Annotated in this window: 14 protein-coding genes; 11 read left to right on the top strand and 3 right to left on the bottom strand. The window is 67.0% G+C overall.

Going from position 1 to position 15,765, the window contains the following annotated elements:
* Positions 1-253 precede the first annotated feature (253 nt).
* Complete coding sequence (gene phaP, locus J8I34_RS12445) at positions 254-649, bottom strand: TIGR01841 family phasin (RefSeq protein ID WP_051320268.1); 396 nt, start codon at positions 647-649, stop codon at positions 254-256.
* 467 nt (positions 650-1,116) lie between these two features.
* Between phaP and J8I34_RS12440 the strand changes: the two genes are divergently transcribed.
* The 10 genes from J8I34_RS12440 (at position 1,117) to J8I34_RS12395 (ending at position 13,043) form a co-directional block, all read left to right on the top strand.
* Positions 1,117-1,380 (top strand): hypothetical protein, encoded by a 264-nt coding sequence (locus J8I34_RS12440; RefSeq protein WP_369796384.1) that lies wholly within the window; start codon positions 1,117-1,119, stop codon positions 1,378-1,380.
* Positions 1,381-1,448: 68 nt separating this feature from the next.
* Entirely contained in the window at positions 1,449-2,750 is a 1,302-nt protein-coding gene (locus J8I34_RS12435; protein ID WP_209806164.1) for a TolC family protein, read from the top strand.
* Positions 2,747-4,294: an efflux RND transporter periplasmic adaptor subunit gene (locus tag J8I34_RS12430; RefSeq protein ID WP_209806163.1), complete on the top strand. Its 1,548-nt coding sequence runs from the start codon at positions 2,747-2,749 to the stop codon at positions 4,292-4,294. The genes J8I34_RS12435 and J8I34_RS12430 overlap by 4 nt, the downstream gene beginning before the upstream one ends.
* Positions 4,291-7,461 (top strand): efflux RND transporter permease subunit, encoded by a 3,171-nt coding sequence (locus tag J8I34_RS12425; RefSeq protein WP_209806162.1) that lies wholly within the window; start codon positions 4,291-4,293, stop codon positions 7,459-7,461. The genes J8I34_RS12430 and J8I34_RS12425 overlap by 4 nt, the downstream gene beginning before the upstream one ends.
* The gene (locus J8I34_RS12420) at positions 7,458-7,796 is read left to right on the top strand and encodes a copper-binding protein (protein WP_209770117.1); all 339 of its coding nucleotides are present in this window, start codon (positions 7,458-7,460) and stop codon (positions 7,794-7,796) included. Before J8I34_RS12425 ends, J8I34_RS12420 begins: the two co-directional genes overlap by 4 nt.
* A gap of 89 nt (positions 7,797-7,885) precedes the next feature.
* A complete protein-coding gene (locus tag J8I34_RS12415) occupies positions 7,886-8,773 on the top strand; it encodes a LysR substrate-binding domain-containing protein (protein WP_029044614.1) in 888 nt (295 codons plus the stop codon).
* Positions 8,774-8,945: 172 nt separating this feature from the next.
* On the top strand, positions 8,946-9,695 hold the full coding sequence (locus J8I34_RS12410) for an SDR family NAD(P)-dependent oxidoreductase (RefSeq protein WP_029044613.1): 750 nt from the start codon (positions 8,946-8,948) through the stop codon (positions 9,693-9,695).
* A gap of 83 nt (positions 9,696-9,778) precedes the next feature.
* Positions 9,779-11,107 carry an MFS transporter gene (locus tag J8I34_RS12405; RefSeq protein WP_029044612.1) on the top strand — a complete coding sequence of 443 codons (1,329 nt, stop codon included), beginning with the start codon at positions 9,779-9,781 and terminating at the stop codon, positions 11,105-11,107.
* An 83-nt stretch (positions 11,108-11,190) separates the two neighbouring features.
* On the top strand, positions 11,191-12,036 hold the full coding sequence (locus J8I34_RS12400) for a transketolase (RefSeq protein ID WP_209770121.1): 846 nt from the start codon (positions 11,191-11,193) through the stop codon (positions 12,034-12,036).
* The gene (locus J8I34_RS12395) at positions 12,033-13,043 is read left to right on the top strand and encodes a transketolase family protein (protein WP_209806161.1); all 1,011 of its coding nucleotides are present in this window, start codon (positions 12,033-12,035) and stop codon (positions 13,041-13,043) included. The genes J8I34_RS12400 and J8I34_RS12395 overlap by 4 nt, the downstream gene beginning before the upstream one ends.
* A 67-nt stretch (positions 13,044-13,110) precedes the next feature.
* Here the strand turns inward: J8I34_RS12395 and J8I34_RS12390 are convergent, their stop codons facing one another.
* Positions 13,111-13,761 (bottom strand): LysE/ArgO family amino acid transporter, encoded by a 651-nt coding sequence (locus tag J8I34_RS12390; protein ID WP_209806160.1) that lies wholly within the window; start codon positions 13,759-13,761, stop codon positions 13,111-13,113.
* Between the two features lie 74 nt (positions 13,762-13,835).
* Between J8I34_RS12390 and J8I34_RS12385 the strand changes: the two genes are divergently transcribed.
* Positions 13,836-14,732, top strand: a complete 897-nt coding sequence (locus tag J8I34_RS12385; RefSeq protein WP_209770128.1) for a LysR family transcriptional regulator ArgP — start codon at positions 13,836-13,838, stop codon at positions 14,730-14,732.
* Positions 14,733-14,764: 32 nt separating this feature from the next.
* Here the strand turns inward: J8I34_RS12385 and J8I34_RS12380 are convergent, their stop codons facing one another.
* A complete protein-coding gene (locus tag J8I34_RS12380; protein WP_209770130.1) occupies positions 14,765-15,676 on the bottom strand; it encodes a LysR family transcriptional regulator in 912 nt (303 codons plus the stop codon).
* Between the last annotated feature and the right edge of the window lie 89 nt (positions 15,677-15,765).

The following is a 15,765-nucleotide window of genomic DNA, read 5'->3' as shown; positions in this document are numbered from 1 at the left end:
ATTGTGAAAAATAGCGAGCCCTTCAGCCTTGTAGAGGCAAGCTTCGCTTTTTGCGCGGCTAGTACTTCAGCAGCCTGCTAAGGCAACGTGCCTGACACCCGGCCCGCCGAAGCGTCCTGCGCAACGCCACCCGTAGCAAAGCGTGGGATTCAATCAACAGCACCTTCATTGCACGCTTCTCTCTTGTGCACTGACGCGGCGCCGCGGCCGCGGCAGGGGCGGCATGCGGCGCGGCGCGCCCGGCGGCCGTGGTTTATGCAGCGACTCGCCCGGCGAAAGCCGACGCGGTGGCGTGGCTCAGCCTGGATTGTGCAAGTTCGACCGCTTGCTGGAAGCGAGCCTGCGCCAGCTGCGCAAGTTCGGCCTGCGTTTCGGACGCGATTTCGCACACCTGCCGCGTGTAGGCGCAGGCCTTGTCGGCGGCAAGGGGTGTCAGGCCGTTCTGCATGTCGAGGACCTTGCGCAGGTCCTTGCTGGCCAGCAGCGCCTGCATGCGTTGCTGGCTTTCCTCGAAGGCCGCCTGCGCGGTCTGCAGGTTCAGCTCGGCGATCCGCTGGAAGCCGGCAAACAGGATGCTGGAGTAGGCAAAGCAGTCAGCGAAGCCGCTGCCGTGGGTGGCAGCGAGCTGATCGGGCGCGAAAACGGGCATGCAATGGTTTCCTTGGATCCGCCTGGGCACGGTTGCCCGACGACGGTAGCTGGTGGACGCACGACCGTGTGCGTCGAAGGAGACGCCCGGCGTGCTGCGTTGCATCATTCGCGACCCATTCTAGAGTAAGCACTCTAAACAATGTTGCCCGGTGCCCTAGGGGCATTCCCCGATGGTTTCAGCGTTTTTGCACGATTTTGTGCTTTCGTTTTCGTTTCTGTGTGCATTCTTGTTGACACGCCCTGCAATCCGCCAAGAGTCACGTCGATCACCCGAAAACGCAGTATCCTTCCTCACGTACGCAACCGCGCACGCCACCGACACATCACTTGCGCCACGCTGTCCGCCGGCATCCCGTCTTCGCCGGCCTCCTGCTTGTTGTATTTCTGACAGTTCAACTGGCAGCGGCCGCGTACGCCTGTACCGGCATCCGCTACCAGATGGATGGCAGTGGCACGGCGGCGGCAATGACCGAATCGTGCGCCGACATGGCGCCTGGCAGCGACTACCAGGGGATTGACCAGAGCGGGCTATGCCAGGCGCACTGCCAGGCCGATTCCAGGAGTGCGGACCATGCCCACGCGCAGCTGCCGGCATTCCTGCCGGTGCTGAGGAGCATCGTGGAACCCACGCGCGTGGTCCTCGCTGATATCCGCGTCGCGCTGCGCGCGGAAGTGGAAGCCCGCGGCCCACCGGCCCTGAACATCCTTCACTGCAGTTTCCAAACGTAGCCTCCGGATCGACGTCCATTCAGCGCTGCCCGCCAGACCGGGCAGCTGTCGTCGCTCACGGAGGCTTTATGCTTTCTCTTCGTCGCCTGGCACTGGCGCTGCTGTGCGCGCCTGCCCTGGGCCCGGCGTGGTTGCACGCCGCAGCCGCGCAAGCCGCTCCAACTCTTTCCCTCGAGGAAACCGTCGCGCTCGCGACGGCCCACGCGGGCAATGCCGAATCTTCTCCCGGCGCCGTCGAGTCGGCCGCGCAAATGGCGGTCGCCGCCGGCCAGTTGCCGGATCCGGTGCTCAAGCTCGGGCTGAACAACGTCCCCCTGAACGGGCCGGACCAGTTCTCGCTGACCCGGGACTTCATGACCATGCGGTCGGTCAGCGTGATGCAGGAATTCACGCGCGCGGACAAGCGCCGCGCAAGAGCGGCGCGTTCCGCGGCCGAGGCGACCGCCGCCGAGGCGAAACGAGCCGTCGGACTGGCCGGCGTGCAGCGCAATGCGGTCGGTGCCTGGCTTGACCTGTGGTACGCCGAGCAGACCGCCGTCCTCCTCGGCCATCACGTCCACCCGCTGGATCTGGCGCTCCAGGCGGCGACGGCCGCCTATCGCAGCGGGCGTGGCTCGCGTGCGGATGTCCTGGCGATGGAGCTTGAAATCGAGAAGCTGCACGACCGCCAGGACGAAAACCGTGCCGCTATTGCAACGGCCATGCTCAATCTCGAGCGCTGGGTCGGGCCCGCGGCCAGGCGCCCGTTGTCGGAGCGCCCGCCGCTCGACGTGCCGCAAGGCATTCAGCACCTGCTGCAAGGCGAATTCGACGCGGTGCCTGAGGTGACGGCGGCGCGGCGTGAAGTGGCCCTGGCGGAGTCGGAGATCCAGGTGGCGACAGAAGCCCGCAAACCGGATGTGACGGTAGAGCTGATGTACAGCCAGCGCGGCCCGGCCTACTCCAATATGGGGTCGCTCAACGTCAGCTTCCCGGTACCCTGGGACCGCGGTAATCGCCAGGACCGCGATGTCGCAGCCAGGCTCGCACAGGCCAACGAGGCGCGCGCCAGGGCCGAAATCATCCGCCGCAACACACAGGCCATGGTGGGCGCCAGGCTTGCCGAACTGCAGCGCAATCTGGAGCGGCTCAAGCGCTACGACGAGAAGACCTTGCCGCTGGCCCGCGCGCAAGCGGATGCCGCGCTCACGGCCTACCGGGCCAATACCGGGTCGCTGCCCGCTGTCGCCGAGGCCAGCCATCGCGCCATCGACATGGCGGCGGAACGGCTGGCGCTGGAGGCCAGGACGGCCAGGCTCTGGGCCGAGCTGACCTTCCTGGTCCCTCTGCCAACCGCGCAGACCGGGCCGGCCATCAAGGATCTCCAATGAAAAAAGCACGTATTGCAGCGGCCGCCGCCCTCGTTCTCGCCGGCGCCGCTATCTATAGCGCCTATCATCTCGGCGTCACGCGCGGGACACAACTTGCCCAGTCGCGGACACCCGGCGCCGGGCCCGCGCTCAAGGCAGGTGACATCGATCCGAAGACCGGCAAGAAGATCCTGTACTGGCATGATCCGATGGTGCCCGGCCAGCGCTTCGACAAGCCGGGCAAGTCTCCCTTCATGGATATGCAGCTCGTGCCGGTCTACGCCGATGGGGAAGGCGCGGGCGGCGGGGTCACGGTCGACAGCCGTGTCGCGCAGAATCTGGGCATCCGCACGTCCGAGGCCAGGACCGGCCGGCTCAGCGCCGTGCTCGAGGCGCCAGGCAATGTCGCCATCGACGAACGCAGTGTCCAGGTGATTCAGGCACGAACCACTGGCTTCGTTCAGCATGTTGCCGTCAAGGCAACCCTCGACCCGGTTCGGCGCGGGCAAGTCCTTGTGACGGTGTACTCCCCCGACTGGATCGCCGCGCAGGAGGAATACCTCGCCGTGTCCCGCACGGCCGCCGATGGCCGGACTGACCTGCTCGGTGCGGCCAGGGCCCGCATGCTGCAGGCGGGCATGACGCCAGGCCAGGTGAGCGCGGTCGAGTCGTCCGGCAAGCTCCAGCCCCATGCTGGCATCGTGAGTCCGGTCGACGGCGTCGTGACCGAGGTCGCGGTCCGCGAGGGCATGACGGTTTCCCCGGGCACGACACTGTTCCGCCTGGCCGACCTGAGCCGGATCTGGGTGATTGCCGAGGTCCCGGAGGGCCAGGCCCGCGCCATTGTTCCCGGCCAGGCGGTCAAGGTATTGCCCGCCGGCGCAACCGAGCCACTGGCCGGAACGATCGACACCGTCCTGCCGGACGTCAATCCGGCCACGCGTACCGTCAAGGTGCGCATTGTCCTGCCCAACAAGGGCAGGCAGCTGTTGCCGGGCATGTTCGTGACGGCCCGTTTCGACAGCGGCGAGCAGAAAGAGGCGCTGATGATTCCCCTGGAATCCGTCATCCGGACCGGCCGGCGCAGCATCGTCATGGTGGATGCCGGCACGGCAGGTTTTGTGGCAACCGACATCAGGACCGGACGCGAGGCCGCGGGCATGGTCGAGGTGCTGGATGGGCTGAGGGCTGGCCAGAAGGTGGTCACCTCCGGACAATTCCTGATCGATTCGGAGGCCAGCCTGCGCGGCACCGCAGAGCGCATGGGTGCTTCTCCGGCGGCTTCCGCGCCGGCGGCAGCCGCGCCCGGGCACGAGGGCCTCGGCCGCATCGAGGCAGTCAACGGCAGCGATCGTGGCACCGAGAGCCTGACCATCTCGCACGGCCCCATCCCCTCGGTGCAGTGGGGCGCAATGACCATGGATTTCGCCGCGCCGCCTGCGGGCCTGCCGAAAGGGCTCAAGCCCGGTGACCGCATCCGGTTCCGCTTCCACCTGGACAAGGACGGCATGGCGATCCTGTCTTCGGTCGAGCCGGCTGGCGTCACCCAGGAGGCCAAGCCATGATCGCCCGGCTTATTCTTGCGTCCATCCGCAACCGCTTCCTGGTACTGCTGGCCACGATCCTGCTGACCGCATGGGGACTGTGGGCGGCGCGCAGCATGCCGCTGGATGCATTGCCGGACCTGTCCGACGTGCAGGTCATCATCCGCACGCCGTTTCCCGGCCAGGCGCCGCAGATTGTCGAGAACCAGGTCACCTATCCGCTGACCACCACCATGCTGTCGGTGCCCGGCGCCAGGACCGTGCGCGGCTATTCGTTCTTTGGCGACTCCTTTGTCTACGTGCTGTTCGAAGATGGCACCGACCTCTACTGGGCACGGTCGCGGGTCCTGGAATACCTGAACCAGGTGCAGTCGCGCCTGCCCGCCGCAGCCAGGCCGGCACTGGGGCCGGACGCTACCGGCGTCGGCTGGATCTACGAGTACGCGCTGGTGGACAAGTCCGGGCAGCATGACCTGAGCCAGTTGCGCGCGCTGCAGGACTGGTTCCTGCGCTTCGAGCTGAAATCGCTGCCCAACGTCGCCGAAGTCGCCTCGCTGGGGGGCATGGTCAGGCAGTACCAGATCGTGCTGATGCCGGATCGGCTGCGCGCCTACAACCTGTCGCAGGCCAGTGTGCTGGCGGCGCTAAAGGGGGCCAACCAGGAAACCGGCGGCTCGGTGCTGGAGCTGGGGGAAGCGGAGTACATGGTCCGCGCCAGCGGGTACCTGAAGACCCTCGACGATTTCCGGCAGATCCCGCTGGTGACCAGCGACGCCGGCATCCCGGTGCGGCTGGGCGATGTCGCCGTCATCCAGCTCGGTCCCGAGATGCGTCGCGGCATTGCCGAGCTCGACGGCCAGGGCGAGGTCGCCGGCGGCGTCATCGTGATGCGCTCGGGCAAGAACGCACTGGAAACCATTGAGGCGGTCAAGGCCAGGCTCGCCACGTTGCAGCAGAGTTTGCCGGCTGGCGTGCAGATTGTTACCACCTACGACCGCTCTGCGCTGATCAACCGGGCGGTGGAAAACCTGGCGCACAAGCTGGCCGAAGAGTTTATTGTCGTCGCCCTGGTCTGCCTGGCTTTTCTGTTCCACCTGCGCTCAGCGCTGGTGGCCATCGTTTCATTGCCGCTTGGTGTGCTGGCCGCGTTCCTGGTCATGCGATACCAGGGCGTCAATGCCGACATCATGTCGCTGGGCGGAATCGCGATCGCCATCGGCGCCATGGTCGATGCCGCGGTTGTCATGATCGAGAACGCGCACAAGCACCTGGAGCACTGGCATGCGGACAATCCCGGTCGCGAGCTGGGCGGGCATGAGCGCTGGAGCGTGATCGGCGGGGCGGCAGCCGAGGTCGGGCCCGCGCTGTTCCTGTCGCTGCTGATCATCACGCTGTCGTTTATCCCGGTGTTTGCGCTCGAAGCGCAGGAGGGCAGGCTGTTCTCGCCGCTGGCCTACACCAAGACCTATTCCATGGCCGCGGCGGCGGGACTGTCCGTGACCCTGGTGCCGGTCCTGATGGGCTACCTGATCCGCGGCAGGATCCCTGCCGAGCAGTCGAATCCGCTCAGCCGATGGCTGATCCGCGCCTACCGGCCCGTGCTCGCCAGGGTGCTTGCCTTTCCCCGGGCCACCGTGGCGATCGCCGCGCTGCTGTTGCTTGCGACCGCGTGGCCGGTCATGCGGATCGGCGGCGAGTTCATGCCGCCCCTCGACGAGGGCGACCTGCTGTACATGCCATCGGCGCTGCCGGGGCTGTCCGTCGGCAAGGCAGCGCAGCTGCTGCAACAGACCGACCGCATGATCAAGACCGTGCCCGAGGTGGCCACCGTGTTCGGCAAGGCGGGCCGCGCCGATACCGCGACCGATCCGGCGCCGATCGAGATGTTCGAGACCACCATCCAGTTCAAGCCGCGTGACCAGTGGCGTGCCGGCATGACGGCCGACAAGCTGGTGGAGGAACTCGACCGGGTGGTGAAGGTGCCGGGCCTGTCCAATATCTGGGTGCCGCCGATCCGCAACCGCATCGACATGCTCGCCACCGGCATCAAGAGTCCCGTGGGCATCAAGGTGGCCGGCGCTGACCTGAAGGAAATCGACCGCCTCGCCACGCGCATCGAAGACGCCGTCAGGGCGGTGCCTGGCGTCACCTCGGCGCTCGCCGAACGGCTGACCGGGGGGCGCTATATCGACGTCGACATCGATCGCATGGCGGCCGGCCGGTATGGCCTGAACATCGAGGATGTCCAGCGCATCGTGTCGTCGGCGATCGGCGGCGACAACGTGGGGGAAGTCGTCGACGGGCTGGCGCGTTTTCCCATCAACGTCCGTTATCCGCGCGACTACCGCGAATCGGTCGAGCAGCTGCGCAACCTCCCCATCGTCACCGACAGGGGCCAGCAGATCGTCCTGGCCGACGTGGCGCGCATCCAGGTGGTGCAGGGGCCGCCGATGCTTCGCAGCGAAAACGCCCGCCTGTCCGGCTGGGTGTACGTGGATATCCGCGGACGCGACCTGCGCTCGGCCGTCCGGGACATGCAGGCCGCGGTGGCAAAGGCGGTGCCGATGCCGGCGGGCTACTCGCTCAGCTGGTCGGGGCAGTTCGAGTACCTGGAGCGGGCGACGGCGAAGCTGAAGGTGTTAGTGCCGTTCACGCTGCTGATCATCTTCGTGCTGCTCTACCTGGTGTTCGGCCGTCTCGACGAAGCGCTGCTCATCATGGGCACGCTGCCGCTGGCGCTGATCGGCGGGTTCTGGCTGCTTTACCTGCTGGGCTACAACCTGTCGGTGGCCGGCGTCGTCGGCTTCATTGCGCTGGCCGGGGTTGCGGCGGAGTTTGGCGTAATCATGCTGCTCTACCTGAAGCAGGCCTGGAGCCTGCGCGAGGACCGTGGCGAGACCGGCTCGGCTGCCCTGATGGAAGCCATCCAGGAAGGCGCGGTACTGCGCGTGCGCCCCAAAGCCATGACGGTCGCGGTTATTCTCGCAGGCCTGGTTCCCATCATGTGGTCGCACGGCACCGGCTCGGAAGTCATGCAGCGCATTGCCGCCCCGATGGTCGGCGGCATGGTGACTGCCCCGTTGCTGTCCCTGTTTGTCGTGCCGGCGGCGTACCTGCTGATGCGCAGGCGCAAGCCAGGATCCACCCCACTTTCCACTCAACCCTCGCTTCAGGAGGAATCAAGATGAAACGCGTCAAGACTCTCGCAATCGTGCTGGCCCTCGCCGCCACTCCGGCGGCATTCGCTGCGGGATCGATGGACGGCATGGACATGAAGCCGTCGGCGGGGTCGAAGCAGGCTGCCCGCCCGGTTGCGGCGGAAATCAAGAAGATCGATATGAAGGCCGGCAAAGTCACGCTCAGGCATGACCCGGTCGAGAACCTCGGCATGTCCGCCATGACCATGGCGTTCCCGGTCAAGGATCGCGCCTCGTTGCAGCATTTCCGGGAAGGCGAATCGGTGTGGGCCACATTCGACAATGTCGACGGCAAGCCGACCGTGGTCGGGATGCAGCGCAAGTAACCGCGGCGGACCGCGGACCGCCGCATTCGGCGGCACGCGGCCCGCAACACCCAGTAGAATCGCTGCGACTCCATGCCGAACCACATGCCATGCGGATTCCTCCGGTAAAGGCCATTATCGCCTTCGAAAGCGTCGCCAGGACCAAGAGCGTCAGCCGCGCCGCGGAGGAACTCGGCCTGACGGCGTCCGCCGTCAGCCACCAGCTCAGCAATCTGGAAGAGATCCTTGGCCAGGCGCTGTTCTTCCGGCAAGGACGCGGGCTGGCGCTGACGTCGGTTGGCGAGCAGTATCTGCGCGATATCACCGGCGTGCTTGCCGATCTCAACCGCGCTACCGAACGCGCCTCGAGCCCCGCGAATATCGAGATTCTGCGTGTCCATTCGAGCCCGAGCTTCGGCCTGATGTGGCTGCTGCCACGGCTGGAATCGTTCCAGGCCGACAATGGCGATATCCAGCTCAACCTGTCCTGCTCGTATGAAGACGTGTCGTTCACAAGCGGCTACTACGATGTTGATATCCGCCACGGCTACGCGCACTGGCGCGATCTGCAGGTGAAGACGCTGCGGCGCGAGACGATTGCGCCGCTGGCTTCTCCCGCCTATCTCGAAAAGCATCCGATCCGTACACCCGAGGATTTGCTCGCGCAGCGGCTGATCTATTCCGAAACGCCGCTGGTGCAGTGGCAACAGTGGTTCGCGCGGTTCGGCGTGCCGGCTTCGCACAAGACCTTCGACTTCAGCTTCGACCGCTCCTACATGTCGCTGGAGACTGCCGCACTGGGACTGGGCGTGGCGCTGGAGAGCACGCTATTGGCATCGGTGCAGATCCGCAAGGGCGCGCTGGTGCCGGTGTTCGACGACAGCCACGCGCTGGAGGTGGGCAGCCACCACCTGGTCTGCCCGGCGCAGAACGCGGAGTTGCCGCGCGTGGCGCGCTTCCTGGCCTGGCTCGACCGCCAGCTGCCGGCGCCGCGCTGAACGCGCGACGCCCCCTGCGGGGCCAGTGAAGTGAATGAAGCGTCTCACTCTTCCGGGCGCCTTCGCCGACATTTGAAAATTTCTCAGCAATAGCTGAGGCAGACCGCGTTGATCGTCAGGCCGCCAGCGACAAAACTCGACACATCCCAAGTCCAATTGCAAGGAGACAAAGATGCTGGTCGAGAACAACGTAGTCATCATCACCGGTGCCGCCTCGGCGCGCGGCATCGGCAAGGCCACCGCCAGGGCCTTCGCCGCGCAGGGCGCCACCGTGGTGATCCTGGATCTGCGCCTTGAAGACGCGCAGGCCGCCGCCGGCGAGCTCGGTGACCGGCACCTGGGCCTGGCCTGCGACGTGACCGACAAGGCCGCCTGCGAACGCGCGGCGCAGGCCGTGCTGCAGCGCTACGGCCGCATCGACGCCCTCGTGAATAACGCGGGCATCACCCAGCCGGTGCGCACGCTCGATATCCAGGCGGCCAACTACGACGCCGTGCTCGACGTGAACCTGCGCGGCACGCTGTACATGTCGCAGGCGGTGCTGCCGCAGATGCGAGAGCAGAAGCGCGGCAGCATCGTGTGCATGTCGTCGGTGTCGGCGCAGCGCGGCGGCGGCATCTTCGGCGGGCCGCACTACAGCGCCGCCAAGGCCGGAGTGCTGGGGCTGGCACGCGCCATGGCGCGCGAGTTCGGGCCGGACGGCATCCGCGTCAATTCGATCACGCCGGGCCTGATCCAGACCGACATCACCGGCGACAAGCTCACGCCAGAGATGCGCGCCGACATCATCAAGGGCATCCCGCTGGGCCGCCTGGGCAATGCCGCCGACGTGGCCAACGCCTGCGTGTTCCTGGCGAGCGACATGTCCGCGTACCTGACCGGCATCACGCTCGACGTCAACGGCGGCATGCTGATCCACTAAATTCAAGTGAAGCCGCCCGAAAGAGGCGGGACCTTCAACAGCCGGGGCACCGCAGCGCGGCGCCACCAGGCAGGAGACAACCGATGAAGACCAAATACGCGGCTTCGCCCATTGGCGGCGAAGCGACGCTGCACGCCGATTCCGCCACCTTCGAGACCCGCACCTACGCCAAGGTGGTGAAGCGGCTGATCCCGTTCCTGATGCTGTGCTACCTGGGCGCCTACCTGGACCGGGTCAATGTCGGCTTCGCCAAGCTGCAGATGCTGAGCGACCTGCAGTTCAGCGAAACCATCTACGGCCTCGGCGCCGGCATCTTCTTCCTCGGCTACTTCATCTTCGAAGTGCCGAGCAACGTGATCCTGCACAAGGTCGGCGCCAAGCGCTGGCTGGCGCGCATCATGCTGACCTGGGCGGTGATCTCGGCGTGCTTCGCCTTTGTCACCACGCCAACCCAGTTCTACGTGCTGCGCTTCCTGCTCGGCGTGGCGGAGGCCGGCTTCGCACCTGGCGTGATCCTGTACATGACGTACTGGTTCCCGTCCGAGCGGCGTGCCAAGGCCTTGTCGATGTTCTTCATGGCGATTCCGCTGGCCGGCATCGTGGGCGGGCCGCTGTCGGGCTGGATCATGCATGCCTTCCACGGCGTGGGCGACCTGGCCGGCTGGAAGTGGCTGTTCCTGATCGAAGCGCTGCCGTCGCTGTGCCTGGGCGTGGCGATCCTGTACTACCTCGACAATGGCATCGACCAGGCGCACTGGCTGACCGACGCCGAGAAGGCGCTGCTCAAGCGCAATATCGAAGGCGACAACGCGCACAAGATGGAGCACATGTCGATCCGCTCGTTCATGGGCGACCGCCGCCTGTGGCTGATGGCAGCGATCTACTTCTGCGTGGTGCTGGGCCAGTACGGGCTGACCTTCTGGCTGCCAACGATCATCCGCAAGGCCGGCGTTGCCGATCCGCTGTGGGTGGGCATCTACACCGCGCTGCCGTACCTGTGCGCCATCGTGGCGCTGCCGCTGGTGGGCATGAGCGCCGACCGCCGCCGCGAGCGCCGCTTCCACCTGATCGTGCCGATGGTGGTCGCCGCCGCCGGCTTTGCCACCTTGCCGCTGCTGGGCAGTGTCAGCGCGTCGCTGGTGTGCCTGTGCATCGCCGCCGCCGGCATCCTGGCCTCGTCGTCGCAGTTCTGGGCGCTGCCCACCGCGCTGCTTGGCGGCATGTCGGCGGCAGCGGGCATCGCCGCGGTCAACTGCGTCGCCAACCTGGCCGGCTTCTTCTCGCCCGCCATCGTAGGCTGGCTGAACGACCTGACTGGCAAGTCCACCGCCGGACTGGTGTTCATCTCGGGCACCGTGGTCTTCGGGGCGATGCTGGTGCTCCTGGTCCCGGCCAGGTCCGTGAACCGCTGAAGTGGACCGCTGAAGTGAACCGCTGAAGCCCCCCTCTTTGCCGACCTTCTGAAACTCTGATCGAACCGATTGCTGGAGACATCATGCAACAAGCAACCACCGACAAGGCCGTGTCCTTGCGGGAACGCGCCTACCGCATCCGCCGCAACGCCTTGCTGATGGGCGAAGTCCAGGGCCAGGGCTATATCGGCCAGGCGCTCGATATCGCCGACGTGCTCGCCGTGGCCTACTTCGACGCCATGCGCTACCGCCCGGAAGACCCCGAATGGGAAGGGCGCGACCGCTTCCTGCTGTCCAATGGCCACTACGCCATCGCGCTGTACGCGGCGCTGCTGGAGGCCGGCATCCTGCCCGCCGAAGAGCTGGAGACCTATGGCAGCGACGACAGCCGCCTGCCGATGTCGGGCATGGCCAGCTACACGCCCGGCATGGAAATGTCCGGCGGCTCGCTGGGCCAGGGCCTGACCATCGCCGTGGGCCGCTGCCTGGGCCTCAAGCGCAAGGGCTCCGACAACTTCGTCTACACGCTGTTCTCCGACGGCGAGCTGGACGAGGGCGCGATCTGGGAGGGCATCCTGTCCGCCGCGCACTGGAAGCTGGACAACCTGATCGCGATCGTCGACGTCAACAACCAGCAGGCCGACGGGCCGTCCACGCAGATCATGGCGTTCGAGCCGCTGGTGCCGAAGCTGGAAGCATTCGGCTGGTTCACGCAGCGCGTCGACGGCAACGACATCGACGCTGTCGCCGCCGCCTTCCGCGCGGCGCGCGAGCATCGCGGCGCGCAGCCGCGCATGATCGTCTGCGATACGCGCATGGGGTGCGGCGTGCCGTTCCTCGAGCAGCGCGAGAAGAACCACTTTATCCGCGTGGATGCCCACGAATGGCAACTCGCACTGCAGGCCCTGGAAGCCGGGAGACAAGCATGAGCAATACCATCGCCACCACCAACGCCAAGCCGAAGCTGAAGACCTCGGCCATGATCGCCTCCATCGCCGGCGAAGGACAGGCCACCCGGGCCGCCCCGTTCGGCCACGCGCTGGTGGAACTGGGCCGCCAGAAGCAGAACGTGATCGGCATGACCGCCGACCTGGGCAAGTACACCGACCTGCATATCTTTGCGCAGGCGTTCCCGGAGCGCTATTACCAGATGGGCATGGCCGAGCAGCTGCTGATGGGCGCCGCCGCCGGCTTCGCGCATGAAGGCGCGCAGCCCTTCGTCACCACTTACGCGGTATTTGCCACGCGCCGCGCCTACGACTTCATGCACCAGACCATTGCCGAGGACAACCTCGACGTGAAGATCGTCTGCGCGCTGCCCGGCCTGACCACCGGCTACGGCCCCAGCCACCAGGCCGCCGAAGACCTGGCGCTGATGCGCGCCATGCCCAACATGACGGTGATCGACCCGTGCGACGCGATCGATATCGAGCAGATGGTGCCGGCCATTGCCGCGCACAACGGCCCGGTGTACGCACGCCTGCTGCGCGGCAACGTGCCGGTGGTGCTGGACGAATACGACTACAAGTTCGAGCTTGGAAAGGCCAAGCTGCTGCGCGACGGCGCCGAGGTGCTGGTGATCTCGTCGGGCATCATGACCATGCGCGCGCTGGAGGTGGCCAAGGCGCTGGAGAAGGACCGCATTGGCGTGGCGGTGCTGCATGTGCCGACCATCAAGCCGCTCGATACCGAGACCATCCTGCGCGAAGCCAAGCGGCAAGGGCGCCTGGTAGTGGTAGCCGAGAACCACACGGTGGTCGGCGGCCTGGGCGAGGCGGTCGCGGCCACGCTGATGCAGGCGGGCACCATGGTGCCGTTCCGGCAGGTCGGGTTGCCCGACGCATTCCTCGATGCCGGCGCACTGCCCACGCTGCACGACCGCTATGGCATCTCGGCGGGCGTGATGGCGCAATCGATCCGCAACTGGATTGCCTGACGGCCGTCTTGCCCGTCTTTCATATCGCCATAGGCCATCGTCATTCCCGCTTCCGCGGGAATGACCTTCACCTCCCGGCCAGGGCGTGACGCAGCAGCAGTGCCGACAGCACGAACATCGTCACGCCGATCAGCCCGTCCAGCACCCGCCAGGCCCACGGCCGCGCAAACCACGGCGCCAGCCAGCGCGCCCCGAATCCCAGCAGCCCGAACCAGAACAGGCTGGCCGAACTCGCGCCCGCCACGAACCAGCCGCGCAGCGCCGCCGGCTGCTGCGCGCCGATGCTGCCGACCAGCAGCACCGTGTCGAGATAGACATGAGGATTGAGCAGCGTGAACGCCGCCGCCTGCGCCAGCGCGGCACCGCGGCTCAGGCCATCCTGTCCGGCCGCCGCCCGCAACTGGTGCGGCTGGCGCGCGCGCTTCAGGGCACGCCATCCGTATAGCGCCAGGAACGCGGCACCGGCCAGCGCCAGCGCGCGCGCCAGGCCGGGGCTATCGCCCAGCGCCCGGGCCATACCCATGACGCCTGCCGCAATCAGCAAGGCGTCCGCAACGGCGCAGAACAGCACCACGCTGCCGACATGCTCGCGGCGCAGGCCCTGGCGCAGCACGAACGCGTTCTGCGCGCCGATGGCGACAATCAGGCCCAGGCCCAGGGCCATACCCTGGAGCGAGACCGACAAGGATAGGGAAGGGGTGGCGAGTGGCGTCATCATGGGCGCAGCTTGCCTGCCCGAGTCAATGAAGACAAACTATCTTTACTTCATTGGATTTAGGAAAACTTAAGGCAATGCTGGATTATTCCGCGCTCTCCGCGCTGGCCGCCGTGGTGCGCGAAGGCAGCTTCGAGCGTGCCGCGCGCGCGCTTCATGTCACGCCATCGGCCATTTCCCAGCGCATCCGGCTGCTGGAAGAGCGGCTCGGCTGCGCGCTGGTGGTGCGCGACCAGCCTTGCCGTGCCACGGAGACGGGGCGCAGGCTGTGCCAGCACGTCGACCGGGTGCGGCTGCTCGAGCAGGATCTGCAGGGCGCGCTGCCCGCGCTCGCGCCGGAAGGAATCGCGCGCGTCGCGCTGCCGATCGCGGTGAATGCCGACAGCCTCGCGACCTGGGCCGCGCCGGCCATCGCGGCCTTCGCGGCGGCCAGCCCCGTGCTGATGGAAGTGGCCGTGGACGACCAGGACCACACCACCGAGTGGCTGCGCAGCGGCGCCGTGCTGGCAGCCGTGACCGCAACGGCACGCCCGGCGGCGGGCTGCAACAGCCAGCCGCTGGGGGCGATGCGCTACCTGGCGGCCGCCAGCCCGGTTTTCGTGCAGCAGTATTTTGCCGGCGGCGTGGGAGCCGGCACGCTGGCGCAAGCTCCCAGCCTGGTGTTCAACACCAAGGACGAACTTCAGGCGCGCTGGGCGCGGCGGCTGTGCCACCGGCATGTGGAGCTGCCCCGGCACACGCTGCCGTCGTCGCAGGCCTTCGTGACCGCGGCGCTGGCCGGCATGGGCTGGGGCCTGCATCCGCAGTCGCTGGTCGCGCCGCAACTCGACGACGGCTCGCTGGTCGAGCTGGTGCCGGGTACGCCGCTGGACGTGCCGCTGCACTGGCAATACGCGCGCGCCGCGTCCGGCCTGCTCGACGGCCTGAGCCGCGAGGTGCTGGCCGCCGGCCGCGCCGCGTTGCTGGCGCCCTGACTTGCCTGCGGCAATGCGCCGGCGTGCCGGTGTCAGTCGTGCAGGTGCTCGTCCACGAAACGCCGGAACAGCGCCATGCTCGGCGCCTCGGTCCGGCCCGCCAGCGTGAAGAACGCGTAGCGGGGGCCGTCGTCGACCGCCGGCGTGGTCGCCAGTTCGCACAGTTTCCCCTCGGCGATTTCCGTCCGCACCGCCGCGACGATGCTGAACAGGATCGCGTCCGAAACCAGTACGGCCTCCACCAGGCTGCGCACGTTCTCGCAGCGCAGGCTCAGGCAATGCTCGGGGTCGGCGCGCGGGCCGAAGCGCTTGACCAGCCCGCGCGCGACTTCCGGGCTCAGCGGTGCCGACGCCAGCGGATAGCGCATGACATCGTCGAAGGTCACGGCCTCGCCGGCAGCGGCCTGCAATAGCAGCGGATGGCCCGCGCGGCAGATGAAACGGCCCTGAAGCTGCGCCAGCAATTCGTGGCGCAGGTCGGTGGCCGGCGCCACGCTGGTGACCTCGACGATGACCGCATCCAGGGTGCGCTGGCGCAGCTGGATCAGCAGCGCGTCGGAAGTGCCGAGCGACACCGCCGCCTGGATGCCGGGGTGGTGCATGGCCATGTGGCGCAGAAATGGCGTCATCAGCACCGCGCCAGGGCCGGCGCCCAGTCCGACGCGGATGGCGCCAAGGTGATGGCGGTGAAACAGTTCGACGCTGCGATGCAGCTCGGCTTCCTCGAACAGCATGCGGCGGGCCCGCTCGGCGATCAGTTCGCCCAGCGGGGTCAGCACATTGCGCCGGCCATGGCGGTCGATGAGCTTGCCGCCGAGTTCGTCCTCCAGCGCCTGGATGCTGCGGCTCAGCGCCGACTGGGTCAGGTGCAGCCGTTGCGCCGCGCGGCTGAACGATTCCACGTCCGCGACCATGAGCAGGTGGCGCAGGTGTTTGAGGTGCATCGATGCCTTTTGAATGAGTTTTACGAATAAATTTTAGACGAGTAATGCATTGGACACATAGCAAGCTGCCCGATACGATCCGGTCGCAC

The sequence above is a fragment of the Cupriavidus phytohabitans genome (assembly GCF_017815025.1).
In the GTDB taxonomy this organism is placed as follows: domain Bacteria; phylum Pseudomonadota; class Gammaproteobacteria; order Burkholderiales; family Burkholderiaceae; genus Cupriavidus.
The sequence above is the reverse complement of the archived record's forward strand: the minus strand, read 5'-3'. Positions and strand labels throughout refer to the sequence as shown.

What these genes read in the sequence shown, in the direction of transcription:
- phaP (WP_051320268.1), bottom strand. Translation starts at nt 649, where the DNA reads ATGCCCGTTTTCGCGCCCGATCAGCTCGCTGCCACCCACGGCAGCGGC.
- J8I34_RS12440 (WP_369796384.1), top strand. Translation starts at nt 1,117, where the DNA reads ATGACCGAATCGTGCGCCGACATGGCGCCTGGCAGCGACTACCAGGGG.
- J8I34_RS12435 (WP_209806164.1), top strand. Translation starts at nt 1,449, where the DNA reads ATGCTTTCTCTTCGTCGCCTGGCACTGGCGCTGCTGTGCGCGCCTGCC.
- J8I34_RS12430 (WP_209806163.1), top strand. Translation starts at nt 2,747, where the DNA reads ATGAAAAAAGCACGTATTGCAGCGGCCGCCGCCCTCGTTCTCGCCGGC.
- J8I34_RS12425 (WP_209806162.1), top strand. Translation starts at nt 4,291, where the DNA reads ATGATCGCCCGGCTTATTCTTGCGTCCATCCGCAACCGCTTCCTGGTA.
- J8I34_RS12420 (WP_209770117.1), top strand. Translation starts at nt 7,458, where the DNA reads ATGAAACGCGTCAAGACTCTCGCAATCGTGCTGGCCCTCGCCGCCACT.
- J8I34_RS12415 (WP_029044614.1), top strand. Translation starts at nt 7,886, where the DNA reads ATGCGGATTCCTCCGGTAAAGGCCATTATCGCCTTCGAAAGCGTCGCC.
- J8I34_RS12410 (WP_029044613.1), top strand. Translation starts at nt 8,946, where the DNA reads ATGCTGGTCGAGAACAACGTAGTCATCATCACCGGTGCCGCCTCGGCG.
- J8I34_RS12405 (WP_029044612.1), top strand. Translation starts at nt 9,779, where the DNA reads ATGAAGACCAAATACGCGGCTTCGCCCATTGGCGGCGAAGCGACGCTG.
- J8I34_RS12400 (WP_209770121.1), top strand. Translation starts at nt 11,191, where the DNA reads ATGCAACAAGCAACCACCGACAAGGCCGTGTCCTTGCGGGAACGCGCC.
- J8I34_RS12395 (WP_209806161.1), top strand. Translation starts at nt 12,033, where the DNA reads ATGAGCAATACCATCGCCACCACCAACGCCAAGCCGAAGCTGAAGACC.
- J8I34_RS12390 (WP_209806160.1), bottom strand. Translation starts at nt 13,761, where the DNA reads ATGATGACGCCACTCGCCACCCCTTCCCTATCCTTGTCGGTCTCGCTC.
- J8I34_RS12385 (WP_209770128.1), top strand. Translation starts at nt 13,836, where the DNA reads ATGCTGGATTATTCCGCGCTCTCCGCGCTGGCCGCCGTGGTGCGCGAA.
- J8I34_RS12380 (WP_209770130.1), bottom strand. Translation starts at nt 15,676, where the DNA reads ATGCACCTCAAACACCTGCGCCACCTGCTCATGGTCGCGGACGTGGAA.